The 15,529-nt window shown below is 49.3% G+C and carries 15 protein-coding genes and 1 pseudogene; 11 read left to right on the top strand and 5 right to left on the bottom strand.

What is annotated here, in order from left to right; translation table 11 throughout:
- The first annotated feature begins 10 nt into the window (after positions 1-10).
- The 4 genes from GA003_04870 to GA003_04855 are packed head-to-tail and all read left to right on the top strand — an operon-like array spanning position 11 to position 2,273.
- The gene (locus GA003_04870) at positions 11-1,363 is read left to right on the top strand and encodes a sulfatase-like hydrolase/transferase (protein ID QXD29311.1); all 1,353 of its coding nucleotides are present in this window, start codon (positions 11-13) and stop codon (positions 1,361-1,363) included.
- A gap of 55 nt (positions 1,364-1,418) precedes the next feature.
- Positions 1,419-1,664 carry a hypothetical protein gene (locus GA003_04865; GenBank protein ID QXD29310.1) on the top strand — a complete coding sequence of 82 codons (246 nt, stop codon included), beginning with the start codon at positions 1,419-1,421 and terminating at the stop codon, positions 1,662-1,664.
- 18 nt (positions 1,665-1,682) lie between these two features.
- Positions 1,683-2,120 carry a hypothetical protein gene (locus GA003_04860; GenBank protein ID QXD29309.1) on the top strand — a complete coding sequence of 146 codons (438 nt, stop codon included), beginning with the start codon at positions 1,683-1,685 and terminating at the stop codon, positions 2,118-2,120.
- 24 nt (positions 2,121-2,144) lie between these two features.
- A complete protein-coding gene (locus GA003_04855) occupies positions 2,145-2,273 on the top strand; it encodes a hypothetical protein (protein QXD29308.1) in 129 nt (42 codons plus the stop codon).
- Between the two features lie 293 nt (positions 2,274-2,566).
- On the opposite strand, the gene GA003_04850 is transcribed toward GA003_04855, so the two are convergent.
- The 4 genes from GA003_04850 to GA003_04835 are packed head-to-tail and all read right to left on the bottom strand — an operon-like array spanning position 2,567 to position 8,169.
- Positions 2,567-3,928 (bottom strand): sulfatase-like hydrolase/transferase, encoded by a 1,362-nt coding sequence (locus tag GA003_04850; protein ID QXD29307.1) that lies wholly within the window; start codon positions 3,926-3,928, stop codon positions 2,567-2,569.
- Between the two features lie 8 nt (positions 3,929-3,936).
- On the bottom strand, positions 3,937-5,478 hold the full coding sequence (locus GA003_04845; GenBank protein ID QXD29306.1) for a sulfatase: 1,542 nt from the start codon (positions 5,476-5,478) through the stop codon (positions 3,937-3,939).
- Between the two features lie 11 nt (positions 5,479-5,489).
- Entirely contained in the window at positions 5,490-6,941 is a 1,452-nt protein-coding gene (locus GA003_04840; protein QXD29305.1) for a sulfatase, read from the bottom strand.
- 25 nt (positions 6,942-6,966) lie between these two features.
- Complete coding sequence (locus tag GA003_04835; GenBank protein ID QXD29304.1) at positions 6,967-8,169, bottom strand: redoxin domain-containing protein; 1,203 nt, start codon at positions 8,167-8,169, stop codon at positions 6,967-6,969.
- Between the two features lie 113 nt (positions 8,170-8,282).
- Between GA003_04835 and GA003_04830 the strand changes: the two genes are divergently transcribed.
- The 5 genes and pseudogenes from GA003_04830 to GA003_04810 all read left to right on the top strand — a co-directional run bounded on the left by GA003_04830 (position 8,283) and on the right by GA003_04810 (position 12,191).
- On the top strand, positions 8,283-9,038 hold the full coding sequence (locus GA003_04830; GenBank protein QXD29303.1) for a hypothetical protein: 756 nt from the start codon (positions 8,283-8,285) through the stop codon (positions 9,036-9,038).
- A gap of 88 nt (positions 9,039-9,126) precedes the next feature.
- Positions 9,127-9,864 (top strand): DUF1080 domain-containing protein, encoded by a 738-nt coding sequence (locus GA003_04825; GenBank protein ID QXD29302.1) that lies wholly within the window; start codon positions 9,127-9,129, stop codon positions 9,862-9,864.
- A gap of 24 nt (positions 9,865-9,888) precedes the next feature.
- Complete coding sequence (locus GA003_04820) at positions 9,889-10,419, top strand: hypothetical protein (protein ID QXD29301.1); 531 nt, start codon at positions 9,889-9,891, stop codon at positions 10,417-10,419.
- A 48-nt stretch (positions 10,420-10,467) separates the two neighbouring features.
- On the top strand, positions 10,468-11,313 hold the full coding sequence (locus GA003_04815) for a ThuA domain-containing protein (protein ID QXD29300.1): 846 nt from the start codon (positions 10,468-10,470) through the stop codon (positions 11,311-11,313).
- A 17-nt stretch (positions 11,314-11,330) separates the two neighbouring features.
- Positions 11,331-12,191, top strand: a pseudogene (locus GA003_04810) (GNAT family N-acetyltransferase).
- Between the two features lie 188 nt (positions 12,192-12,379).
- On the opposite strand, the gene GA003_04805 reads toward GA003_04810, so the two are convergent.
- Positions 12,380-13,915, bottom strand: coding sequence for a sulfatase (locus tag GA003_04805; protein QXD29299.1), 1,536 nt, complete (start codon positions 13,913-13,915; stop codon positions 12,380-12,382).
- Between the two features lie 176 nt (positions 13,916-14,091).
- Here GA003_04805 and GA003_04800 point away from each other — a divergent pair, with 176 nt between their 5' ends.
- Positions 14,092-14,628 (top strand): cytochrome c, encoded by a 537-nt coding sequence (locus tag GA003_04800; GenBank protein ID QXD29298.1) that lies wholly within the window; start codon positions 14,092-14,094, stop codon positions 14,626-14,628.
- 58 nt (positions 14,629-14,686) lie between these two features.
- Positions 14,687-15,523, top strand: coding sequence for a sugar phosphate isomerase/epimerase (locus GA003_04795; GenBank protein ID QXD29297.1), 837 nt, complete (start codon positions 14,687-14,689; stop codon positions 15,521-15,523).
- The last annotated feature ends 6 nt before the right edge of the window (positions 15,524-15,529 follow it).

Genomic DNA, 15,529 nt, shown 5'->3' with positions numbered 1-15,529 from the left:
AGACACCTACATGAGTAAGCAACCAAACGTCATCGTCTTCTTCACCGATCAGCAACGCTGGGATACAACGGGTGCCCATGGCAACCCACTCAACCTGACACCCAACTTCGATCGCATGGCAGATCATGGTACTCACATTGATGCCAGCATAACCTGTCAACCCGTGTGTGGTCCCGCACGCTCTTGCTTGCAAACCGGGCTTTACGCCACGCAGACCGGCAGTTGGCGCAATGGGATTCCCCTCAATCCTGACCTCAAGACTCTACCACAATACTACAAAGAGGCAGGCTATACGACCGGCTACATTGGCAAGTGGCACCTCGGCACAACTGAAGGCGCCGTCCCTAAACATGAGCGCGGCGGCTATGAGTATTGGCTCGGTGCGAACGTTCTCGAATTTGTGTCCGATGCTTACGACTGCATTTTCTTCGACGAGAATGACGAACGGGTAAAGCTACCAGGCTACCGTGTGGACGCACAAACGGACGCCGTCATTCGCTACATCGACGACCACAAAGATAACGACAAACCCTTTTTCCTATTTGTATCTTACCTAGAACCTCATCACCAGAATCACGTGGATGACTACCCTCCTCCGGATGGTTACCGCGAACCGTACACCGGTAAATGGACGCCCCCTGACCTGCAACAGCTTGGCGGGACAAGCGGCCAACACCTGGGTGGGTATTTGGGCATGATCAAGCGATTGGATGAAGCACTGGGCCGTACCCAAGATGCGCTGAAGAGCTTGGATCTAACGGACGACACCATCATGCTCTACACTTCTGATCATGGCTGTCATTTTAAGACCAGGAACGACGAGTATAAACGCTCCGGCCATGAAGCTTCCGTTCGTGTACCAACCGCATTTTCGGGTCCTGGATTTGAAATGGGTGGCCGTCGACAGGAAGTGGTTAGCCTCATCGACTTGGTTCCGACCCTACTGGATGCTTCCGGCATAGAACCTCCGGAAGTGATGGTCGGTCGCTCTTTAATGCCGCGTCTTCGTGGAAGCACCGATGACTGGGACAATGCTGCATTTATCCAAATTAGCGAATCACAGGTAGGCCGCGCCATTCGAACCAAACGATGGAAATATGGAGTGGTTGCACACGATAAGGACGGAGAAACCGAATCCTGCTCAGACAGCTACGAGGAAGACTATCTATATGACTTGAATACGGATCCTTACGAGCTGCAGAATCTCATAGACTTCCAATCGCATGGTCCGGTTTGTGATCATTTAAGAGACAAACTACTGCGCGAGATGGACAAGGCGGGTGAAGATGCACCGACCATTGTGCAGAAAGAGCGGACACAAGTGGGACAAAGGAAGTTGTTCGAGAAGGAGATCGCAGAGTAAGAAAGGTAACACAGATTGATTTGAAGAGAGAGGTCCCTCAGCCCACATTGCCAAAATGACTTCTCTTGGACTCCTCTACGCATTCATCACTGTAATTGCTTGGGGAGTATGGCTAACCCCTTCTGAAAAAGTCGCATTGCCTAATCCGCAAACTCGGAGTTTCTATGTCGCTCTGGGCAACCTGATCCTTGCGACCATAGCTCTCTTTATTGTTGGAGTGGAAAAGCTGAGCATAGAGCTATTCCTCTTCCCCTTTTTGGGCGGACTCATTTGGGCTATCGCTGGCATGTGTGCATTTTAAGCCACATCTACCATTGGCATGGCCAAGGCGATAGGCACCTGGGCCCCCTTGAACATTATTTCAGGCATTGCCTGGGGAATGATTCTTTTTGGTGAGTTTCTAAAAACCGGCCCGCTAAATCTTGCGCTTTCGGCGGCCTCAATCGTGATGATAATAGGGGGTGTACTTCTAATCATTTTCTCCGGGCAAACCAAGGACTCGCCCACCACAACGAAACACATCAAAGCCGGGTTCGCATGCGCTATTGCTACAGGTATTCTATGGGGCAGCTATTTTATTCCGACCAGCTATCTTGCGCGAAAAAACCCTGAAGTGAACGAATGGATAACCGCATTTCCTCTAGCGGTTGGTATATTCGTAGAAAGTTGCATACTCGTCGTGCTAGGGCGTAAATGGCCTACATGTAAAAGCCTGACAGATTACAGCCGAGTCATGATAACCGGCGTCCTTTGGTAGGTCGGCAATTTTGGAATGCTCTTGATGGTCCAGGAGATCGGCATGGGCAAAGGATTCACCATCGCCCAGCTCTGTGTCGCCGTAGCCGTTCTACTCGGTATCTTCTACTTGCGTGAACCAGCCCCCGGAACAAAACAGCTAAGTGGACTTTGATCGGCGTTTGAATCGCAACAATGGGTGGCGTCCTACTTGGTAATTTGAAGAGCGGAATGTGAGATAAAGTAGCACGGGCATCTTGCCAGTGATGGGAATCAAACTATTTAGGACGGTTTTGGTGTCGTCACTCCGTTCCTCAAAACGGCGATCCGTCCCTCCCTTCTATTTAGAAATCGGACTCATAGGTAGGGCAACCTCGCCGAGGGCGCCGAACTCTGGGCGTAAAGTAGCGGCGGTAGTAACGCCGCCGAAAGGAAGAGAAAGAGGAGGATGAAGAGTAAGAACTTAGACTACTTTGCCGGAGGCTGCCAGGGAATGCTACCTCGCAGTTGGTAATGGAGCGCCAGGCGAGCTCTTAGCTCCGTAAAATGTGGCACCTTTGCGTACTCGTTGATCGTCTTCCCTTCGAGCAGGTTGTTCTTCTCGTAAGGATCCTTAGCAATGTTGTACATCTCGAATGATTCGTAGGGTGAATTGTGCAGCAACTTATAGTCGCCTATACGAATCGCTTCGATGGTTTTTCCGTTGTATGTCACACCTCCTTCACGACGAGAAAAGATCATAGCGCGATCAGAGACATCAACGCGCTTTCGTTCGAGCACAGGTGCAAAACTAACTCCATCAATCGGGCCGTCCCAATCAATACCACATGCATCCATAATTGTGGGAAAGACATCCATGGTCATGGCGGTGTGCGAATTCTTAGAGCCCGCCTTCACTTTGCCATCCCAGACAACGACAGCCGGGACGCGAAGACCGCCTTCGTAGACAGTTCCTTTCTGGTCACGCAAGGGTCCGTTGTCGGAACCATAGCGCAAGGAGCCTCCATTGTCGCTAGTGAAAATGATCAAAGTATTCTCATATACATCATTGTCCTTGAGCGATTGAATGACTTGTCCGATTCCGTAGTCCATATGTTCGGTAAGCGCTACAAGCTTGGCTCGTTTTTCAGTAATACCTGGCTCACGTTTCATCACCTTCTTCACCCACTCTTCCGGTGGTTGGATAGGACTGTGAGGCGCATTGTATGCAAGGTAGAGAAAGAAGGGTTCTTCCTCCTCAGATGCATCGCCAATATAGTCGACAGCCCATTGGGAAAATAGATCCGTGGCATGCCCCTCGGGATCAATCTCACCGTAATTTAACCGCATGAAGTTGTGACCGTGACGACGATGATGATAATAGTCATCCATCATGTCCCCGATAAAACCTTTGAAGTGGGTAAACCCGCGATCGCTAGGCAGATTTGGTGATTCTAGTCCCAGGTGCCATTTTCCAACTAAGGCAGTATGATACCCATTGCGCTTCATCACCGTGGCAATGGAGGTTGAGTTCGGATCCCAATAACCCCAGGTATTGAGCTCAAGATCGCGAATAACGCCTTGAACTCCGACTAGGTCCTGTTGCCGACCTGTAAGCAGAGCGGCCCGAGAAGGAGAACACACAGGGCAATTAGCATAGAAGTTGTCGAAACGCATTCCAGCATCGGCCAAGGCATCGATTGCCGGAGTTTCGATGTCCTTCTTGTTGTAGTAGGACACATCGTAGTACCCTTGATCATCGGTAAAGATGATTAGCACATTGGGGCGCTCGGCAGCTAAACTGATAGTACAAAGGCACAGCAGTGCCCAAAGAAAAAGAATCGGTTTCATAAAATAAATTAGCGACGGCGACGTTCAAAGGCAGGATCTTCTTCGGGAACCTGATAACGTTCACGCAAGCGAGTGAGTTGATTCATTTTCTGTTTCTGGATCTTCGCGTATTCAGAACTCCCATACACAGAATTCATTTCTTCAGGATCCTTCTCAAGATCGAAAAGCTCCCAATCATCAATCTCCTCATTCTCCAGCTGGTAGAAATGTATCAGCTTATAACGGCCGTCGGTAACCCCATAGTGGCGAGCGACGTTGTGGCCTCCTGGGTTTTCGTAGTAGTGATAGTAAAATGCCTGTCGCCAGTTGTCGATTTCACGACCACGGAATAAATCTTCGAGGCTACGACCCTGCATGTTCTTCGGGATGTCTACATTGGCTAACGAAAGGAAAGTTTGAGCAAAATCGAGATTGGAAACGATCTCATCGCGCACAGATCCCGCTTTCACAACCCCCGGCCAACGAACCATGAGCGGAGTCTTTAATGACTCTTCATACATCCAACGCTTGTCGAACCAGCCATGCTCTCCCAAATACCAACCCTGGTCAGATGAGTAGATGACGACGGTGTTATCGGCCAAACCATTTTCGTCCAAGTAATCGAGCACACGGCCAATTCCATCATCCACTGACTTCACACAGCGCAGGTAATCTTTCACATATCGCTGATACTTCCATTGGATAATTTGCTTCTCGGTCATGTTAGGCAATGCAGCCAGGTAAGCTTCATTCTTTTCCTTGTATGCCCGGTTCCAGATTTCCCATTGCTCATCATTGAGGTTGCCGCGTGGCTCGAGCTTTAAATCACGAGCGTTCATGTGGGTTTTGATCTCCATCGCGTTGCGAGCTGCTGATTGAGTGCGACCGGAGTAATCGTCAAATAGCGTTTCTGGCTCGGGAATGGTCACGTCATCCAACCAGTTCAGATACTTGGGGCCAGGCTTCCAATCACGGTGAGGAGCCTTGTGCTGATACATCAACATGAATGGCTTGTCGCGCTTACGATCATTCTCCAACCATTCGAGAGTCTTGTCCGTAATCACGTCGGTGGTGTAGCCAGTGTTTTGCTTCGTAACGGGCTCACCATTTGCGTCCTGGGTAATCATGGGAGGATTGTAGTATGGTCCCTGCCCCACTAGCACATCATAGTGATCGTAGCCCTGCGGCGTAGAACCCAAGTGCCACTTACCTACCACAGCGGTTTGATACCCAGACTTTTTCAAAAGCTTTGGAAACGTCTGCTGGTCACCGTTAAAAGTGATCCCATTGCGGAAGAAGCCATTCAAGTGACTGTATAGACCCGTTTGAATCACCGCCCGACTGGGACCACAAATCGCATTGGTTACATAACAACGTGTAAACTTCATACCCTCATTGGCCAATCGGTCCATATGGGGGGTCGACATGCGAGACGGGTCATACGCACTCAGCGCCTGTTCGCAGTGGTCATCAGTAAAGATGAAAAGAATGTTCGGTTGGTTTTGGGCAAACAAATTACCTGCCAGACAGAGTAAGGCGATAAACGCCAAGTGTAGTTTGAGTAGTTTCATAGGTTCTTGATTTAGGGTAGTAAGAAATAGGGTTCGTTCATAAGGCGGGCTTTAATACCTAAGTATTCTCGCCCCGGATCCTCGCCTGGATCAAATTGCGTATTTACGGTTGGGATACCAGCATCAATCGCCTTCAAATAATTATCCAATTGGCGACTCATCCGTACCACACGATTAGTGTCCTTTCCGGCTAGGTCATTGGTCTCCTCCAAGTCTTTATCGAGATCATAAAGATGATACTCGCCGGTCTCCCAAAATTTAAGTAGCTTGTAGTTCCCTTGATACATAGCAGTGGATGGCTGCCCTGCCTTTGCTAACTGGTAGTGAGGAAAATGAACAACCAAAAATGGATATTCTCGCTCAACAGATGCATTCCCTTCTCCGTTGAGGACAGCATTTAGACTGCCGCCTTCAATACCATTTGGCAGAGAATCAATTCCTAGCCAATCGCAGATGGTAGGAAATAAATCCCAGCCGATAACTCGTTCTCGACTTCGGCTGTGATTAATACCAGGGCCCGCAATAATCAATGGAACACGTATACCACCTTCCCAGGTTGTGGCTTTCCAACCGTGCAATGGACCATTCGTATTACCCGGATTGTTCAGTGGATAACTGCCGTTGTCTGCAATATAGATAACGTAGGTATTATCTTCGATGCCGAGCTCTTTGATCTTGTCAATAGTCATACCAACTCCGGAATCCAAATCCTCAGACATGGCAGCATGCCCTGCCAGCGCATGACGCTCGCCGGGCTGCCTACTCTCAACCACCTCTAGGGTCGAATCCAAAGAGTAAATCGCCAAGTGAGTCGCATAGTGAGACAATTGCATATAAAATGGACGATCAGCTTTAACCTGTTCCTCCATCCATTCATTGCCACGCTCAGTTATAGAAAAAATGCGTTTAGGATTTGGATCTTCGCTACCTCCTTCTCTATTACCAGTCGCTCCTGTGCTTACATCAAATCCATGCCGCTCCGGACCCCCTCCATTAATATGCCACTTACCAAAGTGAGCCGTCGCGTAGTCCGAACGGTGTTGTTTGATCCACTCAGCAATTGTGATCTCTTCGTCCGCAATATCATTCACATGCGGTGGAGGAATCACTCGATTGCCTTCAAAAAAATGACCTCTGTGTCGATCTACGATATCGCTCATCTGCAACTTCGCAGGACTCTTTCCAGTGAGAATCGAATAACGGGTCGGTGAACAATTGGGATGTGGAGCGTAAGCAGAAGAAAAAATCACACCACGATCTGCTAATTTCTCTAGATGAGGCGTCCTGACGTAGTCACTCCTCGACTCAGGAACATCCTCATCCATGAGGACGGAAGTCGCTCCCCATCCTTGATCGTCCGTTAGTATGAGAACGATATTGGGAACTGCGGCAGTAACCAACAGCTTACTCGAGAGAGTAAAGCAGAACAATAATAGGCACAAAAAGAAGCGGTAAGAATACATAAATTTCTATTAACTAAGAATAAGTTCAGCCTTCAGCAGGAATGTAGTGACGGGTGAGCGTATCAAGGATCACACTACGAACACGCTCTGGATCAATCTTCCCCAACTTGCGGTAGAGAACCTCCCCCTCCTGGTTAACAAGGATCGAATACGGAATAGGCCCAGGCCACTCAGGATCCAAAGCCTCAGCGAGGTCATCGACGCTAGAACCCGCGTAGAGGTAGTTATTGGTCATACGCCCCTCGACCTCAACTGATTTGCGTAACTTATCACTCATCACTGCACGATACTTTCCTAAGAACGCTTCCGCTCTCCCCTTCATACTGGGTTGATCGAGACTAATAGTAATCAATTCAAATTCACGGCGACTGAATTTACGAGCAATCGCTGTCAGATCAGGGAATTCTTCGACGCAGGGAGCACACCAGGTGGCCCATACATTTATAAGTCGAAGTTTCTCAGTGCCATTCTTGCGGAGAGCTGCAATCCCCTCTGCATCGATATCCTCCATGGTCACTTTGAAAGACTGCCACTGCTGTTCCTCCTCGACCACATGCGCATTGCGTTCTTTCCATTTTGTGGAGCATCCGTGCGGTCGGGTGGTTTCGGCAGGCACTGGTTTGCCAGCTAAAAGCGCTTCCATTGCGTTACGGGCGTCTGGGTGCTTTACTGTTTCCGGATCCGGAAATCGAGAATCATCGAAACGACCGTTGTAACGCAGCTTCCGATCTTTATCGAAAATTAAAACATGAGGTGTGGCCAAACATCCGTAAGCCTTGGCTGCATTTTGAGTCTCTCCATCATAAAGAAAGGGAAAGGTCCAACCATAGTCCTCGGCATAGCGTTTGGAGTCCCCGAAAGATTCATCGTAGTCGGTATGCCCAAATTCATCCGGTCGCAGGCCCGAATTGTGGTTGGGGTTAATGGCTACAAAACTGAAACTCTCATCTTTGTAGTCGTCGACAAATTTGAGCATACGCCCCATCACCCCGTGGGAAGTAGGACAGTGGGTGCCGGTAAAATAAACGACCAAAATATCCGATCCGCCAAAGTCGGCCAAAGTGTATTGTCGGCCGTCTGTGCCCGGCAGAGAAAAATCAGGTGCCTGATCTCCAATATTCAGCGTGGTAAATCCGGCAGGAAGGTCCTTGGGAGTTACGGCGAACGCGGAAAAGGACGAAACGGCAAATGAAAGAGCGATTAGGGTAATTGTCTTCAGAGTATTCATGCTAAAAATAGGAATTCTGAGACTAGAAGGGATTTTTGGATATTCAACTCCATAAGCAAGAAAGCAGTGCTCGATGCTTGTCGGGCAAACATATGCGACTATTATACCCAACAATGACTCAAGGTCTAAATACCTCCCTCATCCTCAGTTTTCTATCAGTCGCCCTCTCTTGCGAGGCCTACGCAAATGATCTGGCTACTTCTCTCAAATTCCTGGAATCAGGAATTGAAATTACCATTCACAAGTCCCCCCAGGGACCTACTCTCAAACTGGCCCGTTTTAATAATCCCATCAAAAGCGTCGTCCTGAAGCAGGAAGAACAAGAAACCGCTTTAGCCATACAGCCCTACCCCACTCATTGGGAAATAGACCTGGGAAAAAATCGAAACCTTGCGGGCAGCACCGTCATGATTGAAACACAGGGCAAACCCATGCGTGCCGGCAAAGCCATGGTTGCAATGCCAGACGACACAGGAACGGTGGCGCTTCATGCATCCCAGGCCATCACCGTGGGAGAACGACTTCGCTATGAGCCTCAGCCAAGCAAAAACACACTAGGCTATTGGACCCAACCTAAGGATTATCCTGAGTGGTTATTTCAGGTAGCAAAACCAGGCAAATATCGTGTCGTAATCCATCAAGCCTGTGGGCGGGATCAGGATGGCAGTTCAGCAGAAGTAAGGGTTGGCGAAGAATCCATTGGGTTCAAAGTTAAGGACACAAAAAGTTTCCAGAACTTCGAAGCTCACAGAGTTGGTACTATTAAGATTGCATCTACGGAACCGCAGAGTCTTAAGATTCATATTACACGTCTCAGGAAAACGGCTGCCATGGACCTCCGTTTGGTTGAACTCATTCCAATTAATTGACTAAGTTGGTAAATTCGAACTTAGCTTATTGGGTATGCACTACACCTCTTTTTGCACAAAATTTCTGTTATTAGCCATTCTGTCCTGTATGAGCCTACCGGCAGCAGAATTGGTGGAAAACAAACAAGGCGTCCAAGGCTACCAAGACACCCCCTATCTAAGTTGGATAAATTACCGGGTGCATGACAACTCACGCCCCAAACCGACACACGTCGACAGTTTGCCGATCACTACGCCTCCACCGACCGATGCAGTTGTATTATTCGATGGCAGCTCAATGGAGAGATGGAACCCGATTGAAACCTGGGCGGTTAAACACGGAATTCTAGTCGCACAGAAAGGCGTGCTCGTAAGCAAGGAATCGTTTGGTGATTCACAGATCCACCTGGAGTTTAAAGTGCCTACCGAAAAATCCATTAAGTTTACCGATCGCGGAAACAACGGAGTGGGACTCATGGGGTTCTGCGAGATCCAAATATTCGACTCCCACCCCATGCATAAGGAAAAGCTTTATGCCGATGGCCAATGCGCATCCATCTATGGGCAAACACCCCCTTTGGTAAATGCCTGTCGCAAACCTGGAGAATGGCAAAGCTTCGACATCACATTTACGGCCCCTGTATTTGAAGGTGAGCGTCTCGTTTCACCTGCCTATGTGACCGTTTACCACAATGGCCTTTTGGTTCAAAACCATGAAAAAATCTGGGGACCTACCCTTCACCGGGGAATTGCGCCCTACAAGACTCACCCATCCGAATTACCCATCACCTTAAAAGGGCACGACAGCAAAGTTGAATTTAGAAACATCTGGGTGCGCCCCCTTTAGAGCGCCTTAATCCAGCCATATCCCATGAGACGCCCTCACCAAAGAAAACGTGTCATCGAAGAACGCGACGACCGACACAAAGAAAAAGAGATCAACCATTCCATGGAAGTAAAGGTCGTGATCTGGGGATCGGTGGCTGTGTTTTTCATCGTCACCGTCTTCTTTCTCTTGAGAGATGATGGAGAGAAAAACTGGTCCTCCGCCAGACCTGGAACCGTAGATTCTAATTTCGGCAAACGCAGCGATGAGGATAGTTTTCCCATCAACACGTTCGACAGTATCCAGCCAGAAGAGGCCAACGCCATCGTGATCGCTTATATGAAACATTTGACCGGTATGCGCCCGTCGATGGCATTACGAAGTGCCCTCCCCAACAAGGAAGGAACCTTTTGGCACATGGATCTCTACTACCTCGACAAAGAAAAAGCCGGCGAACATGAGAACCGCCAAGTATTGCTTCATAAAGGCATTGGAAATATTAAGTCAGAAGGGCTTCCCTCAATGACCCTTCAAGAATTAGCGGAAAAATCGTCGTTGCAGATTAGAGATGAATAATTTCAGCTTCCTCGATCAAATAACTCGTACACTACCCTACCCGATTACATGAAACACAACATCCGTTTTCTCTATTTCCTGACGCTCAGCGCCATTTTCTTTCTGGCAAGTTCACTGGGAAGCCATGCACAAAAAGACCCCGAACCTCTGAAGGTACTTTTGATCACCGGTGGTTGCTGCCATGCATATGCCACACAAAAGAACATTCTCAAAAAGGGCTTGGAAGCCCGGGCTCATTTGGTGGTCGATCAAGTCCACAGTGACGATACCACCACCGCCCCTCCATTTCCTTTCTACGGAAATCCGGATTATGCGAAGGGCTACGATGTCATCATACATGATGAGTGTGCCGCAGCCATGAACGATGTCGCCACCCTTAAGGACGTCCTAGCGCCTCACCGCAACGGGATCCCCGGAGTTAATTTACATTGTGCCATGCATAGCTACCGCGTTGGCAATCACAGGGAGCCAACCGAAGCGGGAACAGACGGCAGTCTCTGGTTTGACTACTTGGGCATTCAATCCAGTGGTCATGGCCCCAAAGAACCGATCGTAGTAAATTTCACCGCCAAGAAACACGCCATCACCAAGGGCATGGAAGACTGGGCAACAGGCCCAGAAGAGCTCTACAATAATGTGCAGGTATTCAAAGGCGCCAAAGGGTTGGCCCAAGGGTTCCAACATCAGCCCGAGCGCAAGCGCCGGGGAGAAACTATTCCAGCCCAAGACGCGGAAGCCGTTGTTGTTTGGACCAACGTCTATCACGACAGCCGTGTATTCAGTACCACGCTGGGCCACTATGACGAAACCGTGCAAGACGATCGTTACCTCGACCTCGTGACTCGCGGTCTTCTCTGGTCCTGTAAGAAACTGAATGACCGGTATTTGAAGTAGGCAAACTTGATTACCCCATGAACCTCGACTCCCTCAACATCCGGCAACTCACTCGCGACGAATTGGATATCGCAGTTGAGTGGGCTGCTGCTGAAGGGTAGAATCCTGGCCAACACGACGCGGATGTATTCTGGGAAACAGATTCTGATGGCTTTGTCGGTATAGAAAAGGATGGAGAGCTAATCGCGTCCGGATCAATTGTTTCGTACAACGGATACTATGGGTTCATGGGATTCTTCATTGTGAAACCCGAACTCAGAGGACAAGGGATCGGCACCAAACTCTGGTTTCATCGGAGGGATTTATTAGCATCACGACTGCAGTCCGAAGCGGCCATAGGCATGGATGGCGTATTTGACATGCAGGCCTGGTATGCCAAGGGGGGCTTCCAATTCACTCATCGTAATTTGCGAATGCAGGGTATTGCCAAACCAGGCCTCATGGCTGAGCAAGTTGTTCACTATTCGGAAATTCCCTTTGATCACCTCAATGAGTATGATTCGAAGCGATTCGGAATTGATCGCGAAAGGTTTACCAGAGCTTAGGTAAACATACCCGATTCAACGGCATTTGCTTACGTCGAAGAGGACCATATCCAAGGCTACGGCCTGATTCGGAGATGCCGAAAAGGCTGTAAGATTGGACCCCTATTTGCCGATCATGCTGAAGCAGCAGAAGCCCTTTTGCAAGCGCTATGCAGTCAAGCCGTTGGGATGCAAATCAATCTCGATGTCCCGGAAATCAACAGCTCGGCTATAATCCTTGCCAAGCGTCACGGCCTCACAGAAGTCTTCGGCTGCGCACGCATGTATTATGGAACGGCACCCAAGGTCGACTGGAACAAGATCTTTGGCATTACGACTTTCGAGTTAGGGTGAAGCACACAAAGTAGCACAGGCATCTTGCCTGTGTTTTACTCGATCAAGCTTTAGGCACCGGTTGGTTTGATTGCACCTCAAATGAGAAAATACGTACGACGGCACTCTCATCCTTATCCGAACCTCAAGTCATTCTTCCAGTTTAGGTTCTAGAAATACACACAGGCAAGATGCCTGTGCTACTCTATTTACGGTATCGCCGGCTTGATCGCATTCCCCTGCTCATCCACCGGGTAAAGTGCCGATTGAGCGATCAAGTCCATCACCAGCCCTTTCATCAGAGCCCTCAATTTCTCAGGATGCTGATCTGCAACATTGGTCGATTCAAAGGGATCATCCTTCAGGTTATAGAGCTGATAGTGAGAGACGTCTGACACCTCTGTTGGCAGGTAGTGGTAAATCACTTTCCAATCTCCATTCCGATACACAGTAAAGTAATCACTACGGTGTGGCGCATGAGGGTAATGCATCAGAAATGTCTGTTCACGAGATGCGTCCGCACTTCCAGACATCAACTTGGCGAGACCTTTGCCATCTACTGCGTGTCCATCAGGAGTATCCACTCCAGTTAAACTGAGAATGGTGGGAAATAGGTCGGTGACATTGGCAACTTGTGGCTGAATGGCCCCCGCCGGAATCGACCACTCCTTCTGCAGCGGATTATCCGGATTAGGCTTGGCCCAGGCTGCAATGAAAGGCACACGCATGCCCCCTTCGTAATGAGCACCTTTTTTTCCTCTAAGCGGAGCGGCACAGGCCACCTCATGCTGATGCCCAAGAGGAGCATCGGATCCATTATCACCCAAGAAGAGAATCAAGGTATCTTCAGCCACTCCGAGCGTTTCCAAGTGGTCGATCATATCCCCCAATGACTTATCCATACCTTCAATCATAGTAGCAAAGACCTGAGCCCGCTCATCTCTTCCAGAATCCACATAATTTGCAGCAAAGCGCGGATCCGACTGAAAGGGGGAATGCACGGCATAGTGGGCAAAATATAAATAGAAGGGTTGATCGGCTCCCACCGCCTCATCGAGTGCTTTTTTAGCTTCGATAGTTAGGGCTTCACTCAAGTGAGTATCGCTTCCGTGATAAGCTTCAAGATGTGGCACGGCATGTGTCTCCCGTTTCGTTCCCCAGCCGAAGTTGTCTTCGGCATAGTAACTGCCTGGCGCTCCCATACAGGCACCGCCGATGTTGACATCAAACCCTACATTTAATGGCTCGGCACCCTCAGCTTCTCGGTGACCAAAATGCGCCTTGCCCACGTGAATGCTCCGGTAACCTGCCTCGCTCAATACACCAGGTAAGGTGACATCCCCAATTTTGAGTCCATCCCAGTTCCAATCGGGTGGTCCCTGAGGACCGGCATTGTTTGAATCAGGCCGAATCCAATTGGTAGCCCGATGCCGCGCGGCGTTCTGCCCGGTCATGATGCTATTGCGGGTCGGCGAACATACACTCATGGCGTAAAATTGATTAAACCGAATCCCCTGTGCCGCCAAACGCTCCATACTCGGCGTCCGGTAGTATTCGTTCAATGGGTACTTTTTCGCCTGCCCATTTTCATCGGTAAGAAACGGCAGTGAAGTATCCATCACACCCATGTCATCGACCAGAAAGACAAGCACATTAGGGCGGGAGGCGGTTTGGGAGTCGTTATTCTGACATCCGATAAAACCAAAAACGAGACAGGAAAAAAGGAGAATGAGTCTAAAGTTCATAGAATGAGTTGTTCTGAGGAAAAACCCGAGCCTTGGAGATCCCGAAAGGCAGGTCAAATGAGAATACCTAATTCGTCCACTCCGTGAATTATTAGAAAATTCCAAAATAAATATAATCTCAGGTAATGCTTGGCCCCACAAGCTGACGCCCACCTAAAAACCATTAGAGTAAGATCATGAAATCTATTAGCCTTAGCATCTGCGCGGTAATCGCATTCGCATACACACTTTGGTCGAGTGGTCACGCCAGTCTCGAAAAAGACCTGGAAGCTCTTCAAGCCCGCGTCCAAGCCATTGAAGATCGCCTCGCCGAGCCTATTACTGCCAAAGAAGCCACAACCTTAAGCGAACTGGCTCAAGACGGAAAAGCTAAGTTCAACACGATCTGCACAGCCTGCCATAAAAACAGCTTCACTGACCCCATGCTGGCAACCCCCATGGCTATGGTTAAGGATCACTACAGTCAGTTTTTCAAGGAAGACAAAGCAGGTTTTGTTTCAGCCGTTGTGGAAGGGGTTAAGAACCCAACCCAGGAAAAAACCATGATGCCCGGTGCCATCCGCAATTTTAAAATCATGCCTCCTCTACTGCTACCGGATGAGGACCTGGAAGCAATCGCCACCTACTTGTTTGAAGAGGAGATTCCCACACCCAGTAATTTCAGAGAACATATGCGCCGGGAGCGTAAAGAATTACAAAAAGGGGTTCATTAGGATCGAATCAAGGAGAGTTCTTGCCAGACACAAATCGGCCTGAGAAGCTTAGACCCTTATGTCGAACTCATCCACTCCCGCAGAGAATATCGCCGTCTGCAGTTGGTCCCTCCAGCCAAAAGACACCGCCGAACTCGTCAGCATGGTCCAATCCCTGGGCCTCAACAAGGTGCAACTTGCCCTCAACGACCATCGTGGTAGCCAAGGAGGCGCCGCCATCGGTGTCGAGCTAGCCAAGGCCGGCATCGAAATCGTATCGGGCATGTTTGGAACAGTGGGCGAAGACTACACCTCCATGGAGACGATCAAGCAAACCGGCGGAGTCATTCCCGATGAGCATTGGGAGGCCAACCAGCAAATTGCCAAGGATGTGGTCGAAGCCGCTCGCTCCCTGGGCCTGGACCTGGTAAGTTTCCACGCAGGGTTCCTGCCCGAGGATCAGAACGATCCCGACTATGAGAAACTCATTACCCGCTTACGCACACTGGCAACCCTCTTTGACGACTCAGGTATCATGCTATCCTTCGAAACCGGACAAGAAGAAGGCAGCCATTTATCCCATTTCCTTGACGATCTAGCAGCCCCGAATGTCGGAGTGAACTTTGATCCCGCCAACATGATCCTTTACGATAAAGGGGATCCCATTGAAGGGCTGCGTTCCCTGGTCCCTTACTTACAGCAAGTGCACATTAAAGATGCCAATAAGACAAAAACTCCTGGCACCTGGGGAGAAGAAGTAGTTGTCGGTACCGGAGAAGTGGATTGGCCAGCATTTTTGGAGATTCTGAACCGAGCAAACTACAAAGGCGCACTGGTCATCGAACGCGAAGCGGGCGACGATCGGGTCGCTGATATCCTAGCCGCAAAAAACCATTTAGAAACACTCTTACACTAAAACACC

Source organism: Opitutia bacterium ISCC 52 (assembly GCA_014529675.2).
Lineage (GTDB): Bacteria > Verrucomicrobiota > Verrucomicrobiia > Opitutales > UBA2995 > UBA2995.
The sequence above is the reverse complement of the archived record's forward strand: the minus strand, read 5'-3'. Positions and strand labels throughout refer to the sequence as shown.